Below are 20,163 nucleotides of genomic sequence, written 5' to 3'. Positions count from 1 at the left end.
CGCGTTGTTACCGGTGTGGGTGCCATGCACCGCACGCAGTTTCCCTCACAAACCGGAGTTACCCATGCGCAACCGCAAATCCCTCCTGCTGCTGGCCCTGCTGCTGTCCACCGGTGCTGCCGGCCTGGCGGTCGCTGCCGATACCCCCGCCGCCGCTGACAAGCCGGCCCGTGCCAAGCTGGACACCAATGGCGATGGCTTCATCGACCGCACCGAAGCGGCCAAGTCGCCCCGTCTGGCTGCGCAGTTCGACACGCTCGATGCCAACAAGGACGGCAAGCTCTCCCGTGAGGAACTGCCGCGCTGGCACGGCAAGCGCCACGGGCGTGGCCCGGGTGGGCATGGCGACTGGATGGCCAAGCTGGACACCAACAAGGACGGCCGCATCAGCCGCGAGGAGGCCAAGGCCGACCCGCGCCTGGCCGCGCGCTTCGATGCGATGGACGTCAACAAGGATGGTTACCTGGACAAGGCCGACCGCGAGCTGCGCATGAAGCAGCATCGTGATGCCTGGTTTGCCGCAGCCGATACCAACAAGGACGGCCAGCTGAGCAAGGCCGAGTTCGATGCGGCCAAGGGCCCGTTCGGTGGCCCGCGTGGTGATCATCGCGATGGCAAGCATCGCGATGGCAAGCCGCCGATGCCGCCGAAGGCACCGGCCACGAAGTAAGCGGTATGGCGGTGGTGTGTAACGAAAGCGCCGGTCATCGACCGGCGCTTTTCGTCCATCAGATGCGGCCGTTCCTGTACATCGCCCAGACGATGGTGCCGACCACCAGCAGATTCATGGCCCACAGCGCTTTGGGGCCGTACAACGACTGATATTTCCAGTTCGCCCCGGTGCGCCCGTGGCGGGCCGCATCGCGCGCGATCATCGGCGCCATGATCCGCTGCAGCGGGACCAGGCACTGATAGTTGACGACGCCCAGGCCGATCGCCAGCGCCACGCATGGCCAGTACCAGGCCAAGGGCAGGAAGCCCAAGGCGAATACGCCCATGCAGACCAGCATCGCAGTGAAGGTGCTGTAGTGGACGAACCTGCGGATCGCTGCGCGCTCGCTTTCGTTCTCGGCATATGAGAGCAGATAACGGCCGCCCAGGTAGCTGCCCAGCACGCCGCCGACCATGCCGCCGATGATCGCGCCCCAGGCGAGATCCGGTGGAAACACCTGTGTCTGGCTGGCCGCTGCCGTCAACGAGCCCATTGCCGCACCGCCGGAGACACTGGCACCGCCCAGGCCGAGCTTCCCGGTGCCCAGCCCGGTGCCCAGCAGGATCGCAGCACTGGCCGTGCCCGGGGCGGCGACCAGCACCATCGATACGACGGTCGTGGCGAAGGCGGCACTCGGCGCGCTGCTGCGGGCGAAGTCGCTGAAGCGACGCAGCATCTCCTCACGCACGGTGGCACGTGCACGCGACAGGCGCTTGCGCACGGCGGCATCACTGAGCCCGAGCAGATCGGCGACCTGCTGCGAACTCTGACCTTCGCGGTAATAGAGCAGCAGGGTTTCGCGGCTGTCTTCCGGCAGCGCCGAGATGATGTCTTCGGCGGCCAGTTCTTCCTCTACCCGTTGCAGATGATCCGGGGCACTGGGGCTGGGGTCGGCAGCCATGTTGATGGCGATCTCGGCGGCCTCGCCGGACAGCGGGCGGCCGCGGTTGGCGCGCAGCCAGTCACGGGCGAGATTGCGGGTGATCTGGCGCAACCAGGGCAGGAAGCTGGCATGGCTGTGCAACTGGTTGAGTTGCTGCCAGGCCTTGATGAACGCTTCCTGCGCGATGTCCTCGCTGGCATGCACATCGCGGGTGATCGCCAGCGCGATCGCGGTGACCGTGTTCTGGCAGGCCAGCACGATGCGGCCATACGACTGCTGGCAGCCGCCTGCGGCAGCCGGCAGCTCGCGTTCGAGCGTGATGGTCAGCGTATGCGGCGTCATGGTGTCCTCCCCCGGGGATGGTCCCATCATGACGCGTGCCGGTCCCGGATGTGACCGGGTAGTGCCGGCCGCTGGCCGGCTCTGCAGGCTTCCAACCGCACGAGGAGCCGGCCAGCGGCCGGCACTACCTGTTACTCGGTGGGCTGGATCCGGACCCGCACTTCCTCTTCTTCCGGCGGGGGGGCTGCCGGTGCGGTCGGCGACGCCGCCGGCTGCACGGTCGGGGTCGGCGCGGGCGCCGCGACCGGGGCGCTGCGGTGGCGCATGACCACCACCATCGCCACGGCAGCGATCACCAGCAGCAGGCCGATACGGATGCGCCAGGCCCAGTTGCGCGGCGCATCGTTCTGGGCGACCTCGTCGCGGAACGCGAACTGCGCGGTCGGGTGATCGCGGCGGGTGGTTTCGAGCAGGCGCGCATCGCGCAGGATCTCGCGGGCGCGGGGCTGGTCATCGGCATGCACCACCCACAGGGTCGGGTGGGTAGTGGCCTTTTCCTTGTCCAGATAGCTGAACTGGCTGCCGCGTTTGCTGTGGTACGAGCGTCCGTTGGTGATGCGCACCTCGATGCCGGCGTCGCGCAGCAGCTGGGCCACGCCTTCGACGGTTTCCACTCGCTGGCTGTTGAAGATCTGTCTCATGTCAGTCCTTGGCCGGCACGGCGGCAGCCGCGGCACTGTCGTCGACCACGCGGATCAGGCCTTCCTGCGCCGTGCTGGCGACCAGGATGCCGTTGCGGGTGAAGAACTGGCCACGCGCCAGGCCACGCGAATCCTGCGCGCTGGGACTGTCCAGCGAGTACAGCAGCCAATCGTCGGCGCGGAACGGGCGGTGGAACCAGATCGCATGGTCCAGCGAGGCCATCTGCACATGCGGCTGGTAGTAGCTGATGCCGTGCGGGAAGGTCGCGGTGCCGAGCAGGTGGAAGTCCGAGGCGTAGGCGAGCAGCGCCTGATGCAGCTCCGGGGCATCGCCGACGGTCTCGTTCAGGCGCAGCCAGACCTGGTGGTACGGCGGGCGCTTGGGCGGGTTGAGTTCGTCACGCGGGTAGACATGGCGGAACTCGAACGGGCCGCCCCGCGAGAGCCAGCGCTGCACCTTGATCGGCAGACGATCCAGGACCGCCTGCGGCAGCGGCTGGTTCGGTTCGATGTCTTCCGGCTGCGGCACTTCGGGCATCTTGTGCTGGTGCTCGGCACCGGTCTCGGCCTGCTGGAACGAAGCGGCGCAGAAGAAGATCACCTTGCCGTGCTGGATCGCGGTGACCCGGCGGACGGAGAAGCTGCCGCCATCGCGGGTGCGGTCCACGTCATAGACGATGGGGTGGTCGATGTTGCCGGCACGCAGGAAGTAGGCGTGCAGCGAATGCACGTGACGGCCGTTCTCGACCGTCTTCTGGGCGGCCGACAGCGCCTGGCCCAGCACCTGGCCGCCAAAAACATACTTGGTACCGATATCGCGGCTCTGGCCGCGGAACAGATTGTCTTCCAGGCGTTCGAGCGAGAGTAGGTCGATCAGCTCGGAAACGACGGGTTCGTGCGTGGCGGACAAAGGCGGCAACCTGGGTTGGACTGGCGCCGATTATACGGGCTCCGGTAGGGCCGGCTGCTGGCCCGCTCCTCGTCAGGTACAGGTGTAGGGAAGCCGGCCAGCGGCCGGCACTACCGGTGTGCGCGGGCGCGCTTCAACCGTGGTGGGTCATCCCTTTCCCAGCCGCGCGACCAGTCCCTGCAGCGCCTGCTGGGCGTCCGGGGCGTACCAGGCCTCGATGAAGCGATCCAGCTGGATCAGATCGGCGTGCAGGGCCTCGTGGAGATCGGCACGGGCGATCGCGCGGGTCAGCAGCATCGGCTGGCGCGGCAGCGTGAGCAGGCCCTGCAGCCAGGCCACGGCACGGGCAACCACCAGATTGGCGTCGACCACCTCATCGACCAGCCCGATCTGCAGCGCACGCTCGGCCGGCACCATTTCGCCGCCGACCAGCAGGGTGGTGGACCGGTGGTGGCCGACCACGCGGCGCATCAGGCGCTGGATGCCTTCCGGCGCGACCAGCCCGACCTGCACTTCGTTCAGGCCGATCACCGTGGGATGGGCGGCGTCGGGGCTGCGGGCGATGATCCGATAGTCGCAGCACAACGCGAGCACGCAGCCGCCGGCCGGGGCGTGCCCGGTCATGGCGGCGACCACCGGCACGCGGCACTCGGCCAGGGTGCGCACGGCGCCGAAGAAGGCCTGCCAGCTGTCCAGCAGCTTGTGTTTGTCATCGCCGTGGCCGAGCAGGTGCGGCACGTCCATGCCGGCGCTGAAGATGCGCTCGCTGCCGGACAGCACGATGCCGTGCACATCATCGGACATCGCCTGGTTGATCGCGTGGATCAGGTGCCGGCATAGCTCGGTGTCCAACGCATTGACCGGTGGCCTGGCCAGCCGCAGTTCGCGGATGGGGCCGTGGTTGATCACCTCGATGAGCGTCGTCATGCTGCAGTCTCGTTGCGGACAGGGAACGAAGCCGATGATAACCAAACCATTCGTGTGCGTATTGTTGGGATTGTGTGCGTTCGCAACATCCGCGTGGGCCGCAACGCCGGCCTGTGTGTCACTGCGCGATGGGTGGGTGCGCCTGCCGCCCGGTGCGATGCCGATGGCGGCCGGCTACGGCCAGATCCACAACGACTGCCGCGAGGCGGTGGTGGTGGTCGCCGCCGGCAGCAAGGCGTTCGGCGATGTCTCGCTGCACGAAACCACGCTGGTCGACGGCGTCAGCCGCATGCGCGCGGTCGAACGCCTGCCGATCGCGGCGGGGGCGACGGTCGTGCTGAAACCCGGTGGTCTGCACCTGATGTTGATGCAGCCGGAGGTGGCGCTGAAAGAGGGGGCGCAGCTGCCGTTGCGGCTGAGCCTGGAAGATGGGCGCAAGGTGGATGGAACGTTGCAGGTGCGCAGCGCGGTGCCGTAAAGATGCATGGGCCGTGGTAGTGCCGGCCGCTGGCCGGCACCCACGCAGTCCATCGCTGCCATGAAACTGCCGGCCAGTGGCCGGCACTACTTTTCAGTTCGGCGCGGCGGAACCTCTCAGCTCGACGCGGTGCGGATCGCCTCTGGCAACGGCGCGCTCTTGCCGGTCTGCGTGTCCATCCAGACCACTACCACGTTGCCATCCGAATACAGCGTGCTGTCGTTCTTCTCGTCCACGATGCGGTGGCCGATGGTCACGCTGCTGTTGCCGAGACGCTCGACGAACAGCTCCACCACGATATCGTTGGGCCACACGATCGGCAGGCGGTAGTTGACGTTGGTCGCCGCCACTACCGGTGCGATCCGGTCGGTCATCGAAACGCCCTCCACGCCCAGCATCCAGCGCACGCGCGCTTCTTCCAGGTAGGAGATGTACTTGGCGTTGTTCACGTGGCCCATGCTGTCCATGTCGCGCCAGCGGACGCTGATCGGCACGCGGGCGAGGATCTTGTGCTCGTTGCTCATGCGGTCTTCTTCTTGGTCTTGCTGGGGGCTTTGGTCGCGGCGGTCTTGCGCACGGCCTTCTTCGGTTCCGGCTTGGCCTTGCGCGGCGGGCGGGCGTCGGGCTTGTTGGCCACGGCCGCCGGCTGTTCCGGACGCGCGCTGGTGGAGGGCAGCATTTTGGCCAGGAACTGGCCGGTGTACGAGGTTGGGCAGGCCGCCACGTCCTCCGGCGTACCGGTGACCAGGATGGTGCCACCGCGGTGGCCGCCTTCCGGACCCAGATCGACGATCCAGTCGGCGGTCTTGATCACGTCCAGGTTGTGCTCGATCACCACCACCGTGTTGCCTTCGTCGCGCAGCTTGTGCAGCACGCCGAGCAGCGCCTCGATGTCGTGGAAGTGCAGGCCGGTGGTCGGCTCATCCAGGATGTACAGCGTGCGCCCGGTATCGCGGCGCGACAGTTCCTTGGACAGTTTCACGCGCTGCGCTTCACCACCGGACAGCGTGGTCGCGCTCTGGCCCAGCTTGATGTAGCTCAGGCCCACATCGACCAGCGTTTCCAGCTTGCGCGCGATGCTCGGCACCGGCTCGAACAGCTTCAGCGCATCTTCGACGGTCATCTGCAGCACGTCGTTGATGTTGTAGCCCTTGTACAGGATCTCCAGCGTTTCGCGGTTGTAGCGCTTGCCGTGGCAGACATCGCAGGGCACGTAAACGTCGGGCAGGAAGTGCATTTCCACCTTGATCAGGCCATCGCCCTGGCAGGCCTCGCAGCGGCCACCGCGCACGTTGAAGCTGAAACGCCCCGGCGAATAGCCGCGTGCACGCGCTTCGGGCACCTGCGCGTACAGCTCGCGCAGCGGCGTGAACAGACCGGTGTAGGTGGCCGGGTTCGAGCGCGGGGTGCGGCCGATCGGCGACTGGTCGATGTCCACCACCTTGTCGAACAGATCCAGCCCGTCGACTTCCTTGTACGGGGCGATCGGGTGCGAGGAGCCGTTGATCTCGTTGGCGGCCAGCGAGAACAGGGTGTCGTTGATCAGGGTCGACTTGCCCGAGCCGGACACGCCGGTGATGCAGGTCAGCAGGCCCGACGGAATATCCAGGTCCACGCCCTTGAGGTTGTTGCCGCTGGCACCGCGCAGGTGCAGGGTCATCTTCGGGTTGGGCTTGTGCCGGCGCGCCGGGATCTCGATGGCGCGCTTGCCCGACAGGTATTGGCCGGTCAGCGAGCGCGGCGCATCCAGGATGTCCTGCAGCGTGCCCTGGCCGACGATCTCGCCGCCGTGCACGCCCGCGCCCGGACCGATGTCCAGCACGTAGTCGGCCAGGCGGATCGCGTCTTCGTCATGCTCGACCACGATCACCGTGTTGCCGAGGTCGCGCAGGCGGGTCAGGGTGCCGAGCAGGCGTTCGTTGTCGCGCTGGTGCAGGCCGATCGAGGGCTCATCCAGCACGTACATCACGCCGACCAGGCCGGCGCCGATCTGCGAGGCCAGCCGGATGCGCTGGGCTTCACCACCGGAGAGGGTATCGGCCTTGCGCTCCAGGGTCAGGTAATCCAGGCCGACGTCGACCAGGAAGCCGAGCCGTTCGCCGATCTCCTTGACGATCTTGCCGGCGATCTCGCCGCGCCAGCCGGGCAGGGTCATGCTGCTGAAGAACTTCAGCGCATCGTCGATCGGCATCACCACCAGTTCCGGCAGCGCACGGTCGGCCACGAACACATTGCGCGCGGCCTTGTTCAGGCGCTGGCCCTGGCACTCGGGGCAGTTGCGCTCGCTGATGTACTTGGCCAGCTCTTCGCGCACGGCCGAGGATTCGGTCTCTTTGTAGCGGCGTTCGAGGTTGGGAATGATGCCCTCGAAGCGATGCTTGCGCTGGGTTCGGCCACCGGCTTCGGTGAAGTAGGTGAAGGTGATCGTCTCTTCGCCGCTGCCGTACAGCACGGCCTGGCGCACGTCCTCGGGCAGGCTCTGCCAAGGGGCGTCGGTGTCGAACTTGTAGTGCTTGGCCAGCGAGGCGATCAGCTGGAAGTAGTACGCATTGCGGCGGTCCCAACCGCGCACGGCGCCGGCCGAGAGCGACAGCTCCGGGTGCACCACCACGCGCGAGGGGTCGAAGAACTCGGCCATGCCCAGGCCATCGCAGCCCGGGCAGGCGCCGACCGGCGAGTTGAACGAGAACAGGCGCGGTTCCAGCTCCGGCAGCGAGTAATCGCAGACCGGGCAGCTGTACTTGGAGGAGAACAGATGCGCAGGCGCATCCTCCACATCCAGCGACTGCACCGAGACCATGCCGTCGCCAAGCTTGAGCGCGGTTTCAAAGCTCTCGGCCAGGCGCTGCTTGATGTCCTCGCGCGGGCGGAAGCGGTCGATCACCGCTTCGATGGTGTGCTTCTGGCGCAGTGCCAGCGGCGGCACCGCATCGATTTCATGCAGCTGGCCGTCCACCCGCACGCGCACATACCCCTGCGCGCGCAGCTGGTCGAAGACCTGGGCGTGCTCGCCCTTGCGCTCGCGGATCACCGGCGCCAGCAGCATGTAGCGCTGCTCGGCATCCAGGGTCAGCACGTGGTCGACCATCTGGCTGACCGTCTGCGCTTCCAGCGGGTAGCCGTGGTCCGGGCAGCGCGGGCTGCCGACGCGGGCGTACAGCAGGCGCAGGTAGTCGTAGATCTCGGTGATCGTGCCGACGGTCGAGCGCGGGTTGTGCGAGGTCGATTTCTGCTCGATCGAGATCGCCGGGGACAGGCCCTCGATGTGGTCCAGGTCCGGCTTTTCCATCACGCTGAGGAACTGGCGGGCATAGGCCGACAGCGACTCCACGTAACGACGCTGGCCTTCAGCGTAAATGGTGTCGAACGCCAACGAGGACTTGCCCGAGCCGGACAGGCCGGTGATGACAATCAGCTTGTCGCGGGGCAGGTCGAGATCGATGTTCTTAAGATTGTGCGTCCGCGCGCCGCGGATGCGGATGAAATCCATCGCCATGGGGGATCCGTTGTGGGGCTTCGGCTCAGGGAGCCGGCAAGCGGGTGGGGCAATCGGAAACGGCAATCGGTCAGCCTACCGAGCTTGGGATTTGGGGGCAATCGTGGACTTTGCCACCCCCATGTCTCATTCCCTGAGACCCCACGAGCCGGTTTCCTGAACCGTATTCAGCCAAATCCGGGTCAGAGCAGGGGGTGGGTTGACCCGAAGTGGTTGAAGTCATTAAAATTCCGCTTCTGTCCGCCCTCGATGGCGGCAGTCCATAGACCACAATAACTACAGAGGAAGTCTGGTCATGTACGCAGTACTGGTAACCGGCGGTAAGCAATACCGCGTGGCGCAGGGCGAAACGCTCCGCGTTGAAAAGCTCGAAGTCGAAGTCGGCAACGAGATCAAGTTCGACAACATCCTGATGCTGGGCGACAGCGATGGCATCAAGCTGGGCGACGCGCTGAGCGGCGCTTCGGTCACTGCCAAGGTCGTGTCCCAGGGTCGTGCCGACAAGGTCCGGATCATCAAGTTCCGTCGCCGTAAGCACCACATGAAGCGCCAGGGTCACCGTCAGTACTACACCGAAATCGAGATCACCGGCATTGCCGGTGGCAGCAAGTAATAAGGAGAAGCAGTCATGGCACATAAGAAGGGCGTAGGCTCATCGCGCAACGGTCGCGACTCCAACCCGAAGTACCTCGGCGTCAAGATCTTCGGTGGCCAGGCCATCGATGCCGGCAACATCATCGTGCGTCAGCGCGGCACCCAGTTCCATCCGGGTACCGGCGTTGGCCTCGGCCGTGACCACACCCTGTTCGCGCTCGTCGACGGCAAGGTGGAGTTCTCGGTCAAGGGCCCGAAGAAGCGTCGTACCGTCAGCGTCGTCGCCGAAGCCTGATCTTCAGCGGTACGCAGGCGCCCACGCCACGGCGTGGGGTCGCTGACGAAAGCCCCGCTTCGGCGGGGTTTTTCGTTGGTATCAACTATCGGGCGGGACATTTCCCGCCGCCGGCCCTGGATCGTACCGGGGCCGTTAGACTCTGCGGTGGGGTGCACCTCGCGCCCGCCGCCTCCAGATTGGCATCCAGAATCATGAAACTTGTAGACGAAGCAGAAATCCAGGTGATCGCCGGCAATGGCGGCAACGGCTGCATCGGTTTCCGTCGCGAGAAGTTCATTCCGCTGGGCGGGCCGGACGGTGGCGACGGCGGTAATGGCGGCAGCGTGTGGATCCGTGCCGACGAGAACCTCAACACCCTGGTCGATTTCCGCCATGACCGCATCTTCAAGGCGCAGCGCGGCGAGAACGGCATGGGCCGCCAGGCCTATGGCAAGGGCGGCGAAGACCTGGTCATCACCGTGCCGATCGGCACCGTGATCATGAACGTCAGCACCGATGAAGTGATCGGCGATCTGACCAGCCATGGCGACCGCCTGCTGGTGGCCAAGGGCGGCCGCGGTGGCCTGGGCAACATGCATTTCAAGAGCTCCACCAACCGCTCGCCGCGCCAGGCGCTGCCGGGTGAAGAGGGTGAAGAGCGCCTGCTCAAGCTCGAGCTGAAGCTGCTGGCCGACGTCGGCCTGCTGGGCTTCCCGAACGCCGGCAAGAGCACGCTGATCCGTGCGGTGTCGGCGGCGACCCCGAAGGTCGCCGATTACCCGTTCACCACGCTGTACCCCAATCTGGGCGTCGTGCGCGTGGAGAACTACCGCAGCTTCGTGATCGCCGACATTCCCGGCCTGATCGAGGGTGCGGCCGATGGCGCGGGCCTGGGCGCGCAGTTCCTGCGCCACCTGCAGCGCACCCGCCTGCTGCTGCACCTCGTGGATATCTCCCCGATGGAAGGTGGCGTGGAAGGTGTCTCGCCGATCGAGCAGGTCCGTGCAATCGAGCGCGAGCTGGAAAAGCACGATCCGGAGCTGCTGGACAAGCCGCGCTGGCTGGTGCTGAACAAGGCCGACCTGATGTTCGAGGACGAGGCCAAGGCCGCCGCCGAGAAGATCGTCGCCGAGCTGGGCTGGACCCAGCCGTGGTACCTGGTCTCGGCGCTGGGTCGTGAAGGCACCTGGCCGATCATGAACAACGTGATGGCCTTCTTCGATCGCCAGAAGGAAGACGAGGCGCAAGCGCGCGATGCGTACTGAGCGCACCCGCGCGCCCCTGAGAAACCCGGCTGCGGCCGGGTTTTTCTGTGGTGCCGTCGTCACCGCCGACCGGGCTGGCCGTCGCAGATCGCAGGCAATAAAAAACCCGGCCGGGGCCGGGTTTTTCTCTGCGGCTGGATCGAAGTCACGCGGGGCGTGGCTCTACGACACCCGCAGCGCCGTATCAGGCGGCCTTGATGGCCTTGATGCGCGCGGTCAGGCGGCTCTTATGGCGAGCAGCCTTGTTCTTGTGGATCAGACCACGCGAGCTGAAACGGTCGAGGATCGGCTGGGCAACAGCGAAGGCTGCCTCGGCGCCGGCGGCGTCATTGGCATCCAGAGCCTTGATCACCTTCTTGACAGCGGTGCGCAGCATCGAACGCTGAGCCGTATTGCGCGCGTTGCGCACGACGGTCTGCTTGGCGCGCTTCTTGGCGGACTTGATATTGGCCACAGTGGTGGTTTCCTGAAAAATCGGTGTAATGGGAACAGCAAGCTGGAAAGTATGATGGCTCGAAAAATGTACGTCAAGTCAATTGTCAAGAGGGAACACGGGTGAGTTCACCAAGGATGTTGCGGGGCCTGCTGTCTTTCAGCAGCATGACCATGATTTCGCGGGTGTTGGGGCTGGTTCGCGACCTGGTCATCACCACCACGTTCGGCACCAATGCGGTGACCGACGCCTTCTGGGTCGCCTTCCGGGTGCCCAATTTCCTGCGCCGGCTGTTCGCCGAGGGCTCGTTCGCCACCGCGTTCGTCCCGGTGTTCACGGAGGTGAAGGAAACCCGCTCGCATGCCGAACTGCGCGAACTGATGTCGCGGGTAGCCGGCACGCTGGGCGGGGTGCTGCTGCTGGTCACCGCGCTGGCGTTGATCTTCGCGCCGCAGCTGGCGACCCTGTTCTCCAGCGGGGTGGATACCGACCCGGCCAAGCACGGCCTGCTGGTGGACCTGTTCCGGCTGACCTTCCCGTTCCTGCTGTTCGTCTCGCTGACCGCGCTGGCCGGCGGAGCGCTCAACAGTTTCCAGAAGTTCGCGATGCCGGCGCTGACCCCGGTGATCCTCAACCTGTGCATGATCGCCGGTGCGCTGTGGCTGGCCCCGCGGCTGGGTGGCACCCCGGAGAAGCAGATCCTGGCCTTGGGCTGGGCGGTGCTGGCCGCCGGCCTGCTGCAGCTGCTGTTCCAGCTGCCGTCGCTGAAGGGCATCAACCTGCTGACCCTGCCGCGCTGGGGCTGGCAGCATCCCGGGGTGCGCAAGGTGCTGACCCTGATGGTGCCGACCCTGTTCGGTTCCTCGATCGCGCAGATCAACCTGCTGCTGGATACGGTGATCGCCGCCAAGCTGACCGATGGCTCGCAGTCCTGGCTGTCGCTGGCCGACCGCTTCCTGGAACTGCCGCTGGGCGTGTTCGGCGTGGCGCTGGGCACGGTGATCCTGCCGGCGCTGGCCCGCCACCATGTCAGTACCGACAAGGCCGGCTTCTCCAGTGCGCTGGACTGGGGCCTGCGCACGACGCTGCTGATCGCCATCCCGGCCATGCTGGGCCTGCTGCTGCTGGCCGAGCCGCTGATCGCCACCGTGTTCCAGTACGGCCGCTTCACCGCGTTCGATACCCGCATGACCGCGCTGTCGGTGTACGGCTTGAGCTTCGCCCTGCCGGCCTTCGCGCTGCTCAAGGTGGTGCTGCCGGCCTTCTACGCCCGTCAGGACACCCGCACCCCGGTCCGCGCCGGTGTGGTCGCGCTGGTGGCCAACATGGTCTTCAACGTCATCCTGCTGGCCGTGCTGTACCACGTGATGGTGCCGGAGGCGCTGAAAGCGCAGGGCGTCTGGGTCGCGTTGGGCAAGCAGCCTGGCCTGCATCTGGCGCTGGGTATCGCCAGTGCGCTGTCCAGTTATCTGAACCTTGGCCTGCTCTGGTACTGGCTGGGCAAGACCGATGTCTACCAGCCCAAGGCGGGCTGGGGCGGCTATGCGACCAAGCTGGGGCTGGCCTGCCTGGCCATGGTGGCGGTGCTGCTGGGCCTGCTCTACGGGATGGCGGACTTCACCGGCATGGACAAATGGCACCGGATCGGCAACCTCGCGCTGCTGGTCGGCGGCGGTGGCCTGACCTATCTGGTGGCCCTGGTTGCCATGGGCTTCCGCCCGCGCCACCTGCGGGAGCATTGATCCGGGGGCAGCCCGGCTATACTTCATGGCTATCTCTTGCAAAGCATCGGCCCTGGTGGGCCGCATTCCACGTAGATGAGCAGGCTGTTTAGAAACGTCGAAGGCGGGCAGTTGTTCCCGCACGGAAGCGTGGTCTGCATCGGCGCATTCGACGGCCTGCACCTGGGTCATCGTGCGTTGGTGCGCCACGCCGTTTCGCGCGCGCGCGCGCTGGGCGTGGCTGCCGTGGCGGTGGCTTTCGAGCCGCTGCCGCGCGAGTACTTCGCCCAGGGCGAGCCGCCGCCGCGATTGACCCTGGCCCGTGACAAGGTCGCCATGCTGCGCGAACTCGGCGTGGATGCGATCGGCCTGCTGCGCTTCGATGCGCGCATGGCCGCGATGCAGGCCGAGGCGTTCGTCGAGCAGCTGCTGGTGCACCGGCTGAGCGCGCGCGAGGTGTGGATCGGGCCGGAGTTCTGCTTCGGCAACCGCCGCAAGGGCGATCTGGCCCTGTTGCAGGCGATGGGCCGCGAGCGTGGTTTCAGTGCGGGCGAGATCGAGCCGGTCGACCTGCACGGCGAGCGCATTTCCAGCACCCGCATCCGCCAGTTGCTGCGCGCCGGTGATTTCCGTCATGCCGGCGATCTGCTGGGCAGGCCGTATACGATTGGGGGCAGGGTAGTGCGCGGCCGCCAGTTGGGCCGTACGCTGGGGTTCCCGACCGCCAACCTGCGCTTTCCGAAGACGCCGGCGCTGTCGGGGATCTACGCGACCTGGGTCCATGGTGTGTTCGACCAGCCGTGGCCGTCGGTCTCCAGCTTCGGTACGCGTCCCACCGTGGATGGCGTGGAGCCGCTGCTGGAAGCGCACCTGTTTGATTTCCAGGGCGACCTGTACGGCCGCCACATCGATGTCGAGTTCGTCGCCAAGCTGCGCGACGAAGAAAAGTTCCACGATCTGGCTGCGTTGACCGACCAGATGCACCGTGACGCCGAACAGGCCCGTCACATCCTTTCCGAACACAGATTGCGAGCCACTGCGTGAGCCAGGACTACAAAGCCACCCTTCATCTGCCGGCAACCGAATTCCCGATGCGCGGCGACCTGCCCAAGCGCGAGCCGGGCATTCTGTCGCGCTGGGAGGACGAGGGCCTTTACGCCCGCCTGCGCGACAACGCGCAGGGCCGCCCGCTGTTCGTGCTGCACGACGGCCCGCCTTACGCCAATGGCCAGATCCACCTGGGCCACGCGGTCAACAAGATCCTCAAGGACATCATCGTCAAGTCGCGCTACCTGGCCGGCTTCGATGCGCCCTACGTACCGGGCTGGGATTGCCACGGCCTGCCCATCGAGATCGCGGTCGAGAAGAAGTGGGGCAAGGTCGGCGTCAAGCTCGATGCGGTCGCGTTCCGCCAGAAGTGCCGCGAGTTCGCCGAAGAGCAGATCGAACTGCAGCGCCGCGACTTCAAGCGCCTGGGCGTGATCGGCGATTGGGACAACCCGTACAAGACGCTGAGCTTCGATTTCGAAGCCAACGAGATCCGTGCGCTCTCCAAGGTGTTCGCCAACGGTCACATCGTGCGCGGCGCCAAGCCGGTGCACTGGTGCTTCGACTGTGGCTCGGCGCTGGCCGAAGCGGAAATCGAATACCAGGACAAGACCTCGCCGGCGATCGACGTGGCCTACGTGTCGCGTGATTCCCAGCAGCTGGCCGAGCGCTTCGGCGTGACGCTGCCGGCCGATGTCGAGGTGGCGGTGCCGATCTGGACCACCACCCCGTGGACGCTGCCGGCCTCGCTGGCGGTGTCGCTCGGTGCGGAGATCGAGTACGTGCTGGCCGAAGGCCCGGCCCACCACGGCAAGCGCCGTTGGCTGGTGCTGGCCGCCGCGCTGGCCGAACGTTCGCTGCAGCGCTACGGCGTGGACGGCCTGGTCGTGCACGGTCGTGCCACCGGCGCCGCGCTGGAAAATCTGCTGCTGGCCCATCCGTTCTACCCGCAGCGCGACATCCCGCTGCTCAATGGCGACCACGTCTCCGACGAAGACGGTACCGGTGCGGTGCATACCGCCCCGGGCCATGGCCAGGAAGACTTCGTGGTCAGCCAGCAGTACGGGCTGATGGACAAGTACAACGCCGGCCAGATCAACCCGGTCGACGGCCGTGGCGTGTACCTGTCCTCGACCCCACCGGCCGGCGATGTCGAGCTGGCGGGCCTGCACCTGTGGAAGGCGCAGCCGCTGATCGTCGATGTGCTGCGTGCCTCCGGTGCGCTGCTGGCGTATGTCGAGATCGTGCACAGCTACCCGCACTGCTGGCGCCACAAGACGCCGGTCGTGTTCCGCGCCACCCCGCAGTGGTTCATCTCGATGGACAAGGCCAACCTGCGCCGCGATGCGATGGCCGCGATCGACAACGTCGGCTGGTTCCCGAGCTGGGGCAAGGCGCGCATCGGCTCGATGGTCGATGGCCGCCCGGACTGGTGCATCAGCCGCCAGCGCACCTGGGGCGTGCCGATCGCGCTGTTCACCCACCGCGAAACCGGTGAGCCGCACCCGCGCACCGTCGAGCTGATGCAGCAGGTCGCCGACCGCGTGCAGGCCGAAGGCATCGACGTGTGGTACTCGCTGGACAGCGCCGAGCTGCTGGGCGAGGAAGCGTCGCACTACGAGAAGGTCACTGACATCCTCGATGTCTGGTTCGACTCGGGCGTGACCCACGAAGGCGTGCTGCTGGCGCGTGGCTTCGGCAAGCCCGCCGATCTGTACCTGGAAGGCTCGGATCAGCACCGCGGCTGGTTCCAGTCCTCGCTGCTGACCGGCGTGGCCATCGACAAGCAGGCCCCGTACAAGCAGTGCCTCACCCACGGCTTCACCGTGGATGAGAAGGGCCGCAAGATGTCCAAGTCGCTGGGCAACGGCATCGAGCCGCAGGACATCATGAAGACCCTGGGCGCGGACATCCTGCGCCTGTGGATCGCCTCGGCCGATTACAGCAATGAAATGTCGCTGTCGCAGGAAATCCTCAAGCGCAACGCGGATGCCTACCGGCGCCTGCGCAACACCGCGCGCTTCCTGCTCGGCAACCTGGACGGCTTCGACCCGGCCCAGCATCTGGTGGCCCCGGCCGACATGGTCGCGCTGGACCGCTGGATCGTGCATCGCGCCTTCGAGGTGCAGGAGAAGATCAAGGCGGCGTACACCGGCTACAACATGGCCGAGATCGTGCAGCTGCTGCTGAACTTCTGCAGCGTGGATCTGGGCTCGGTGTATCTGGATGTCACCAAGGACCGCCTGTACACCATGCCGGTGGACTCGCGCGGCCGCCGCTCGGCGCAGACCGCGATGTACCGCATCGCCGAAGCGTTCACGCGCTGGATCGCGCCGATCCTGAGCTTCACCGCCGATGAGCTGTGGGGGTACCTGCCGGGCGAGCGCAAGGAGAACGTGCTGTTCGCCACGTGGTACGACGGTCTGGTTCCCTTGCCGGCCGATGCACCGCTCAACGCAGCCGACTTCGACCAGCTGCTGGCCCTGCGCGAGCAGGTCGCCAAGGTGCTTGAGCCGATGCGCGCCAACGGTGCGATCGGTGCGGCGCTGGAAGCGGAGATCACCGTCGCCGCCGATGCCGAGACCGCCGCGCGCTGGCAGCCGCTGGCCGAGGAGCTGCGCTTCCTGCTGATCAGCGGTGACGTGCAGGTGCGCCCGGCGACCACCGACGAGGTGTTCGTCAGCGCCCAGCCGACCGGCAAGCACAAGTGCGTGCGCTGCTGGCATTACCGCGCCGATGTCGGCTCGGTCGCTGCGCATCCGGAACTGTGCGGCCGCTGCGTGACCAACATCGACGGTGCCGGCGAAGACCGGCGGTGGTTCTGATGACCGCCGCCCGTCCGCGTCCGAACGCGCTGATCTGGCTGCTGCTGTCGGCAGCGATCATCATCGCCGACCAGTGGAGCAAGGCCTGGGTGCTGTCCAGCCTGCCCGAGTACGAGCCGGTGGTGGTCATCGAAGGCTTCTGGAACTGGTACCGCACCTACAACACCGGCGCAGCATTCAGCTTCCTGAGCGATGCCGGTGGCTGGCAGCTGTGGTTCTTCACCGCGCTGGCGTTGGGCATCAGCGGCCTGATGGCCTACTGGATGTGGGGCACCGCGCGCGGTGCCTGGCGCAGCGCCGTGCCTTACGCGCTGGTGATCGGCGGGGCGATCGGCAACGTGATCGACCGCCTCATGCACGGTCACGTCGTTGACTTCATCCAGTGGCATATCGGGGACCATTACTGGCCCTCGTTCAACATCGCCGACTCGGCGATCGTGGTCGGCGCGGTGGGTATCGCCCTGTTCGGCCTGTTCGACGGCAAGGCTGCCAAAAAAGCGGGATAATTCCCTCCTGTATCCGTAACAACCCGGCTCACGCCGGCCGGAGTATCTGACCGATGGATGTGTTGCTCGCCAATCCGCGTGGTTTCTGTGCCGGTGTCGATCGTGCGATCGAGATCGTCAAGCGCGCGATCGAGACCCTGGGTGCGCCGATCTACGTGCGCCACGAGGTCGTGCACAACCGGTTCGTGGTGGATGACCTCAAGGCCCGCGGCGCGATCTTCGTCGAAGAACTCGACGAAGTGCCGGACGACAACACGGTGATCTTCAGCGCGCACGGCGTCTCCCAGGCCGTGCGCCAGGAAGCCGACCGCCGTGGTCTGAAGGTGTTCGACGCGACCTGCCCGCTGGTCACCAAGGTGCACCTGGAAGTGGCCCGCCACTGCCGCGCCGGCCGCGACGTGGTGCTGATCGGGCACGCCGGGCACCCGGAAGTGGAAGGCACGATGGGCCAGTGGAACCGCGAGCGCGGCACCGGCCAGATCTACCTGGTGGAGGGTGTGGAGGACGTCGCCACGCTGGTCATCGACCAGCCGGAGAACTTCGCCTACACCACCCAGACCACGCTCTCGGTGGATGACACCCGCAGCATCATCGACGCGCTGCGCACCCGCTTCCCGGCGATGCAGGGCCCGAAGAACGACGACATCTGCTACGCCACGCAGAACCGCCAGGACGCCGTGCGTGACCTGGCCAAGCGCTGTGACCTGGTGCTGGTGGTCGGCTCGCCGAATAGCTCCAACTCCAACCGCCTGAGTGAACTGGCGCGCCGTGATGGCGTGGAGTCCTACCTGATCGACGGTGCCGACGAGATCGACCCGGCGTGGGTGGCCGGCAAGAAGCACATCGGCTTGACCGCCGGTGCCTCGGCACCGCAGGTTCTGGTGGATGGTGTGATCGCGCGCCTGAAGGAGCTCGGTGCCACCGGTGTGGGCGAACTGGAGGGCGAGCCGGAATCGATGGTGTTCGCGCTGCCGAAGGAACTGCGGCTGCGGTTGGTCGACTGACCGCGCAGCATTCCGCCACGCATGCCATGGCGCTGCCCCGGTAGTGCCGGCCGCTGGCCGGCAGCGCACCCCGGTTGGCCCTGATCGCGACCGGCAGACAGAACGTCACTGCGCGCCGCTGTGCCAATCATGGCCGCAACGCGACGTATGACCTTTGGCCATGGGGCAGGGCGCTGGCGGAGGACTAGGATCAAGGGCTTCCCCCGCTGGAGCCTGCCTGATGAAGATGCGTGCCATTGCCCTGTCCATGTTGCTGGCTGTGTCCGCAACAGGCGTGCAGGCGCAGACACCGCCGCCGCAGGACGTGGCCTTCCCGGGCCTGCTGCGCATCGACGTGGACGCGCGCGACATCGGGCGACGCATCTTCAAGGTGAAGGCCACGGTGCCGGCCAAGCCCGGCCCGCTGACCCTGCTGTACCCGCAGTGGCTGCCCGGGGCGCATTCACCGAGTGGCCCGATCGACAAGCTCGCCGGCCTGGTCGTCACCGCCAACGGCACGCCGCTGCAGTGGACGCGCGATCCGTACGACGTCTATGCCTTCACCGTGCAGGTGCCGCAGGGCGCCAGCGAAGTGGTGGCCGAGTTCACGTTCCTCTCTTCGCAGGGCACCCAGGGCCGCGTGGTGATGACCCCGGACATGCTCAACCTGCAGTGGAATGCCAATTCGCTGTATCCGGCCGGGGTGATCACCCGCAACATCCAGGCGCAGGCCACCGTCACTCTGCCGCCGGGCTGGTCATATGCCACCGCGCTGGATACCGAGCGCCGCGAAGGCGATACCGTGGTGTTCAAGCCGATCAGCTATGACCACCTGGTCGACTCGCCGCTGTTCGCCGGCCGCCACTTCCAGCGCTTCGATCTGGACCCCGGTGCGAAGGTGCCGGTGCACCTGAATGTCTTCGCCGATGAGGCCAAATCGCTGGCGGCCAAGCCCGAGCAGATCCAGGCGCATCGCGCGCTCGTGCAGCAGATGTACAAGCTCTACGGCGCACGCCACTTCGACCGCTACGAGTTCCTGCTGGCGCTGACCGACAAGCTCGGCGGCATCGGCCTGGAGCACCAGCGCTCCAGCGAGAACAGTGGCGAGACCGGCTACTTCACCGAGTGGGACAAGACCTGGCTGGGCCGTGATCTGCTGCCGCACGAGTTCAACCACTCCTGGAACGGCAAGTACCGGCGTGGCGCCGATCTGACCACGGCCAACTTCAACGTGCCGATGGGCGACAGCCTGCTGTGGCTGTACGAAGGCCAGACCCAGTTCTGGGGCCAGGTGCTGGCCGCGCGTTCCGGGCTGTGGAGCCCGCAGCAGACCCGCGACGTGCTGGCCAATGTGGCGGGCACCTATGATCGCGGTCGCCCCGGCCTGGCCTGGCGCAACCTGCAGGACACCACCAACGACCCGACCATCGCCCAGCGCCGCGCATTGGCCTTCCGCAACTACCAGATGAGCGAGGACTACTACTCCGGCGGCCAGATGGTCTGGCTGGAGGTGGAGGGCAAGCTGCGCGCGCTGACGGGTAACAAGCGCGGCCTGGACGACTTCGCCAAGGCGTTCTTCGGCATGAACGACGGCGACTGGAATGTCCATCCGTATACCTTCGAAGAGGTGGTGAGCACGCTCAACGGCGTGGCGCCGTTCGACTGGGCCAGCTTCCTGCGCGAGCGCCTGGACGGGCACGGGCCGCTGACTGGTGGCCTGGAAGCGGCCGGCTGGAAGCTGGTCTATACCGATACGCCGAACGAGGCGTTCAAGGCGCAGGAGACGCGTGGCAAGAACAGCAACCTGCTGTACTCGATCGGCCTGTCGGTCAGCGAGTCCGGCTACATCGGCGATGTGCTGTGGGACAGCCCGGCCTTCAACGCCGGTCTCATTCCCGGCATGAGCGTGGTCGCACTCAATGGCCGCGTGTTCAAGGCCGAGCAGTTGAAGGAGGCGATCACCGCCGCCAAGACCGACAAGGCGCCGCTGACGCTGCTGGTGAAGAGCTTCGATCGCATCGATACGGTGACGCTGGATTACCACGATGGGCTGAAGTACCCGTCGCTGGAGCGCATCGCGGGCAAGCCGGACCGGTTGGCGGAGTTGTGGAAGGCGCGGTGAG

18 protein-coding genes are annotated in these 20,163 nt (G+C 66.4%); 11 read left to right on the top strand and 7 right to left on the bottom strand.

Annotation, left to right across the window (positions count from 1 at the left end; genetic code table 11):
* Positions 1-64: 64 nt before the first annotated feature.
* Positions 65-670: an EF-hand domain-containing protein gene (locus tag ACW6W5_RS03715; protein ID WP_152153678.1), complete on the top strand. Its 606-nt coding sequence runs from the start codon at positions 65-67 to the stop codon at positions 668-670.
* Between the two features lie 58 nt (positions 671-728).
* Here ACW6W5_RS03715 and ACW6W5_RS03710 read toward each other — a convergent pair whose 3' ends face one another.
* The 4 genes from ACW6W5_RS03710 to ACW6W5_RS03695 all read right to left on the bottom strand — a co-directional run bounded on the left by ACW6W5_RS03710 (position 729) and on the right by ACW6W5_RS03695 (position 4,415).
* Positions 729-1,937, bottom strand: a complete 1,209-nt coding sequence (locus ACW6W5_RS03710) for an RNA polymerase sigma factor (RefSeq protein WP_152153680.1) — start codon at positions 1,935-1,937, stop codon at positions 729-731.
* A 131-nt stretch (positions 1,938-2,068) separates the two neighbouring features.
* A complete protein-coding gene (locus ACW6W5_RS03705) occupies positions 2,069-2,578 on the bottom strand; it encodes a putative signal transducing protein (RefSeq protein WP_121043398.1) in 510 nt (169 codons plus the stop codon).
* A gap of 1 nt (position 2,579) precedes the next feature.
* The gene (gene tesB, locus ACW6W5_RS03700) at positions 2,580-3,488 is read right to left on the bottom strand and encodes an acyl-CoA thioesterase II (protein ID WP_088432131.1); all 909 of its coding nucleotides are present in this window, start codon (positions 3,486-3,488) and stop codon (positions 2,580-2,582) included.
* Positions 3,489-3,635: 147 nt separating this feature from the next.
* Positions 3,636-4,415, bottom strand: a complete 780-nt coding sequence (locus tag ACW6W5_RS03695) for an enoyl-CoA hydratase/isomerase family protein (protein ID WP_152153682.1) — start codon at positions 4,413-4,415, stop codon at positions 3,636-3,638.
* Between the two features lie 34 nt (positions 4,416-4,449).
* Here ACW6W5_RS03695 and ACW6W5_RS03690 point away from each other — a divergent pair, with 34 nt between their 5' ends.
* A complete protein-coding gene (locus ACW6W5_RS03690; RefSeq protein ID WP_152153684.1) occupies positions 4,450-4,893 on the top strand; it encodes a copper chaperone PCu(A)C in 444 nt (147 codons plus the stop codon).
* Positions 4,894-5,009: 116 nt separating this feature from the next.
* On the opposite strand, the gene ACW6W5_RS03685 is transcribed toward ACW6W5_RS03690, so the two are convergent.
* Positions 5,010-5,417 (bottom strand): acyl-CoA thioesterase, encoded by a 408-nt coding sequence (locus ACW6W5_RS03685; protein ID WP_088432134.1) that lies wholly within the window; start codon positions 5,415-5,417, stop codon positions 5,010-5,012.
* Positions 5,414-8,389 carry an excinuclease ABC subunit UvrA gene (gene uvrA, locus ACW6W5_RS03680; protein WP_121043407.1) on the bottom strand — a complete coding sequence of 992 codons (2,976 nt, stop codon included), beginning with the start codon at positions 8,387-8,389 and terminating at the stop codon, positions 5,414-5,416. Before uvrA ends, ACW6W5_RS03685 begins: the two co-directional genes overlap by 4 nt.
* A gap of 295 nt (positions 8,390-8,684) precedes the next feature.
* Here uvrA and rplU point away from each other — a divergent pair, with 295 nt between their 5' ends.
* From rplU to obgE, 3 genes are all read left to right on the top strand, one after another.
* Positions 8,685-9,002, top strand: coding sequence for a 50S ribosomal protein L21 (rplU, locus tag ACW6W5_RS03675; protein WP_019184518.1), 318 nt, complete (start codon positions 8,685-8,687; stop codon positions 9,000-9,002).
* 15 nt (positions 9,003-9,017) lie between these two features.
* Positions 9,018-9,278 (top strand): 50S ribosomal protein L27, encoded by a 261-nt coding sequence (gene rpmA, locus ACW6W5_RS03670; protein WP_019184517.1) that lies wholly within the window; start codon positions 9,018-9,020, stop codon positions 9,276-9,278.
* A 194-nt stretch (positions 9,279-9,472) separates the two neighbouring features.
* Positions 9,473-10,525, top strand: a complete 1,053-nt coding sequence (gene obgE / locus ACW6W5_RS03665; RefSeq protein ID WP_088432136.1) for a GTPase ObgE — start codon at positions 9,473-9,475, stop codon at positions 10,523-10,525.
* A gap of 184 nt (positions 10,526-10,709) precedes the next feature.
* Here the strand turns inward: obgE and rpsT are convergent, their stop codons facing one another.
* Positions 10,710-10,979 (bottom strand): 30S ribosomal protein S20, encoded by a 270-nt coding sequence (gene rpsT / locus ACW6W5_RS03660; protein ID WP_019184515.1) that lies wholly within the window; start codon positions 10,977-10,979, stop codon positions 10,710-10,712.
* Positions 10,980-11,095: 116 nt separating this feature from the next.
* Here rpsT and murJ point away from each other — a divergent pair, with 116 nt between their 5' ends.
* The 6 genes from murJ to ACW6W5_RS03630 all read left to right on the top strand — a co-directional run bounded on the left by murJ (position 11,096) and on the right by ACW6W5_RS03630 (position 20,162).
* Positions 11,096-12,700: a murein biosynthesis integral membrane protein MurJ gene (gene murJ, locus ACW6W5_RS03655; RefSeq protein WP_152153686.1), complete on the top strand. Its 1,605-nt coding sequence runs from the start codon at positions 11,096-11,098 to the stop codon at positions 12,698-12,700.
* A gap of 75 nt (positions 12,701-12,775) precedes the next feature.
* Entirely contained in the window at positions 12,776-13,723 is a 948-nt protein-coding gene (locus tag ACW6W5_RS03650) for a bifunctional riboflavin kinase/FAD synthetase (protein ID WP_121043416.1), read from the top strand.
* Entirely contained in the window at positions 13,720-16,551 is a 2,832-nt protein-coding gene (ileS, locus tag ACW6W5_RS03645) for an isoleucine--tRNA ligase (RefSeq protein ID WP_152153688.1), read from the top strand. The genes ACW6W5_RS03650 and ileS overlap by 4 nt, the downstream gene beginning before the upstream one ends.
* Positions 16,551-17,057, top strand: a complete 507-nt coding sequence (gene lspA, locus ACW6W5_RS03640; protein ID WP_152153690.1) for a signal peptidase II — start codon at positions 16,551-16,553, stop codon at positions 17,055-17,057. Before ileS ends, lspA begins: the two co-directional genes overlap by 1 nt.
* A gap of 53 nt (positions 17,058-17,110) precedes the next feature.
* Complete coding sequence (gene ispH / locus ACW6W5_RS03635; protein WP_121043425.1) at positions 17,111-18,061, top strand: 4-hydroxy-3-methylbut-2-enyl diphosphate reductase; 951 nt, start codon at positions 17,111-17,113, stop codon at positions 18,059-18,061.
* A gap of 220 nt (positions 18,062-18,281) precedes the next feature.
* Positions 18,282-20,162: a M61 family metallopeptidase gene (locus ACW6W5_RS03630; RefSeq protein WP_152153692.1), complete on the top strand. Its 1,881-nt coding sequence runs from the start codon at positions 18,282-18,284 to the stop codon at positions 20,160-20,162.
* Position 20,163: the final 1 nt, after the last annotated feature.

This window comes from Stenotrophomonas sp. IS26 (assembly GCF_054188265.1).
The sequence above is the reverse complement of the archived record's forward strand: the minus strand, read 5'-3'. Positions and strand labels throughout refer to the sequence as shown.

Coding starts and splice junctions, on each gene's coding strand:
- ACW6W5_RS03715 (WP_152153678.1), top strand. CDS start 65: ATGCGCAACCGCAAATCCCTCCTGCTGCTGGCCCTGCTGCTGTCCACC.
- ACW6W5_RS03710 (WP_152153680.1), bottom strand. CDS start 1,937: ATGACGCCGCATACGCTGACCATCACGCTCGAACGCGAGCTGCCGGCT.
- ACW6W5_RS03705 (WP_121043398.1), bottom strand. CDS start 2,578: ATGAGACAGATCTTCAACAGCCAGCGAGTGGAAACCGTCGAAGGCGTG.
- ACW6W5_RS03695 (WP_152153682.1), bottom strand. CDS start 4,415: ATGACGACGCTCATCGAGGTGATCAACCACGGCCCCATCCGCGAACTG.
- ACW6W5_RS03690 (WP_152153684.1), top strand. CDS start 4,450: ATGATAACCAAACCATTCGTGTGCGTATTGTTGGGATTGTGTGCGTTC.
- ACW6W5_RS03685 (WP_088432134.1), bottom strand. CDS start 5,417: ATGAGCAACGAGCACAAGATCCTCGCCCGCGTGCCGATCAGCGTCCGC.
- uvrA (WP_121043407.1), bottom strand. CDS start 8,389: ATGGCGATGGATTTCATCCGCATCCGCGGCGCGCGGACGCACAATCTT.
- rplU (WP_019184518.1), top strand. CDS start 8,685: ATGTACGCAGTACTGGTAACCGGCGGTAAGCAATACCGCGTGGCGCAG.
- rpmA (WP_019184517.1), top strand. CDS start 9,018: ATGGCACATAAGAAGGGCGTAGGCTCATCGCGCAACGGTCGCGACTCC.
- obgE (WP_088432136.1), top strand. CDS start 9,473: ATGAAACTTGTAGACGAAGCAGAAATCCAGGTGATCGCCGGCAATGGC.
- murJ (WP_152153686.1), top strand. CDS start 11,096: ATGTTGCGGGGCCTGCTGTCTTTCAGCAGCATGACCATGATTTCGCGG.
- ACW6W5_RS03650 (WP_121043416.1), top strand. CDS start 12,776: ATGAGCAGGCTGTTTAGAAACGTCGAAGGCGGGCAGTTGTTCCCGCAC.
- lspA (WP_152153690.1), top strand. CDS start 16,551: ATGACCGCCGCCCGTCCGCGTCCGAACGCGCTGATCTGGCTGCTGCTG.
- ispH (WP_121043425.1), top strand. CDS start 17,111: ATGGATGTGTTGCTCGCCAATCCGCGTGGTTTCTGTGCCGGTGTCGAT.
- ACW6W5_RS03630 (WP_152153692.1), top strand. CDS start 18,282: ATGAAGATGCGTGCCATTGCCCTGTCCATGTTGCTGGCTGTGTCCGCA.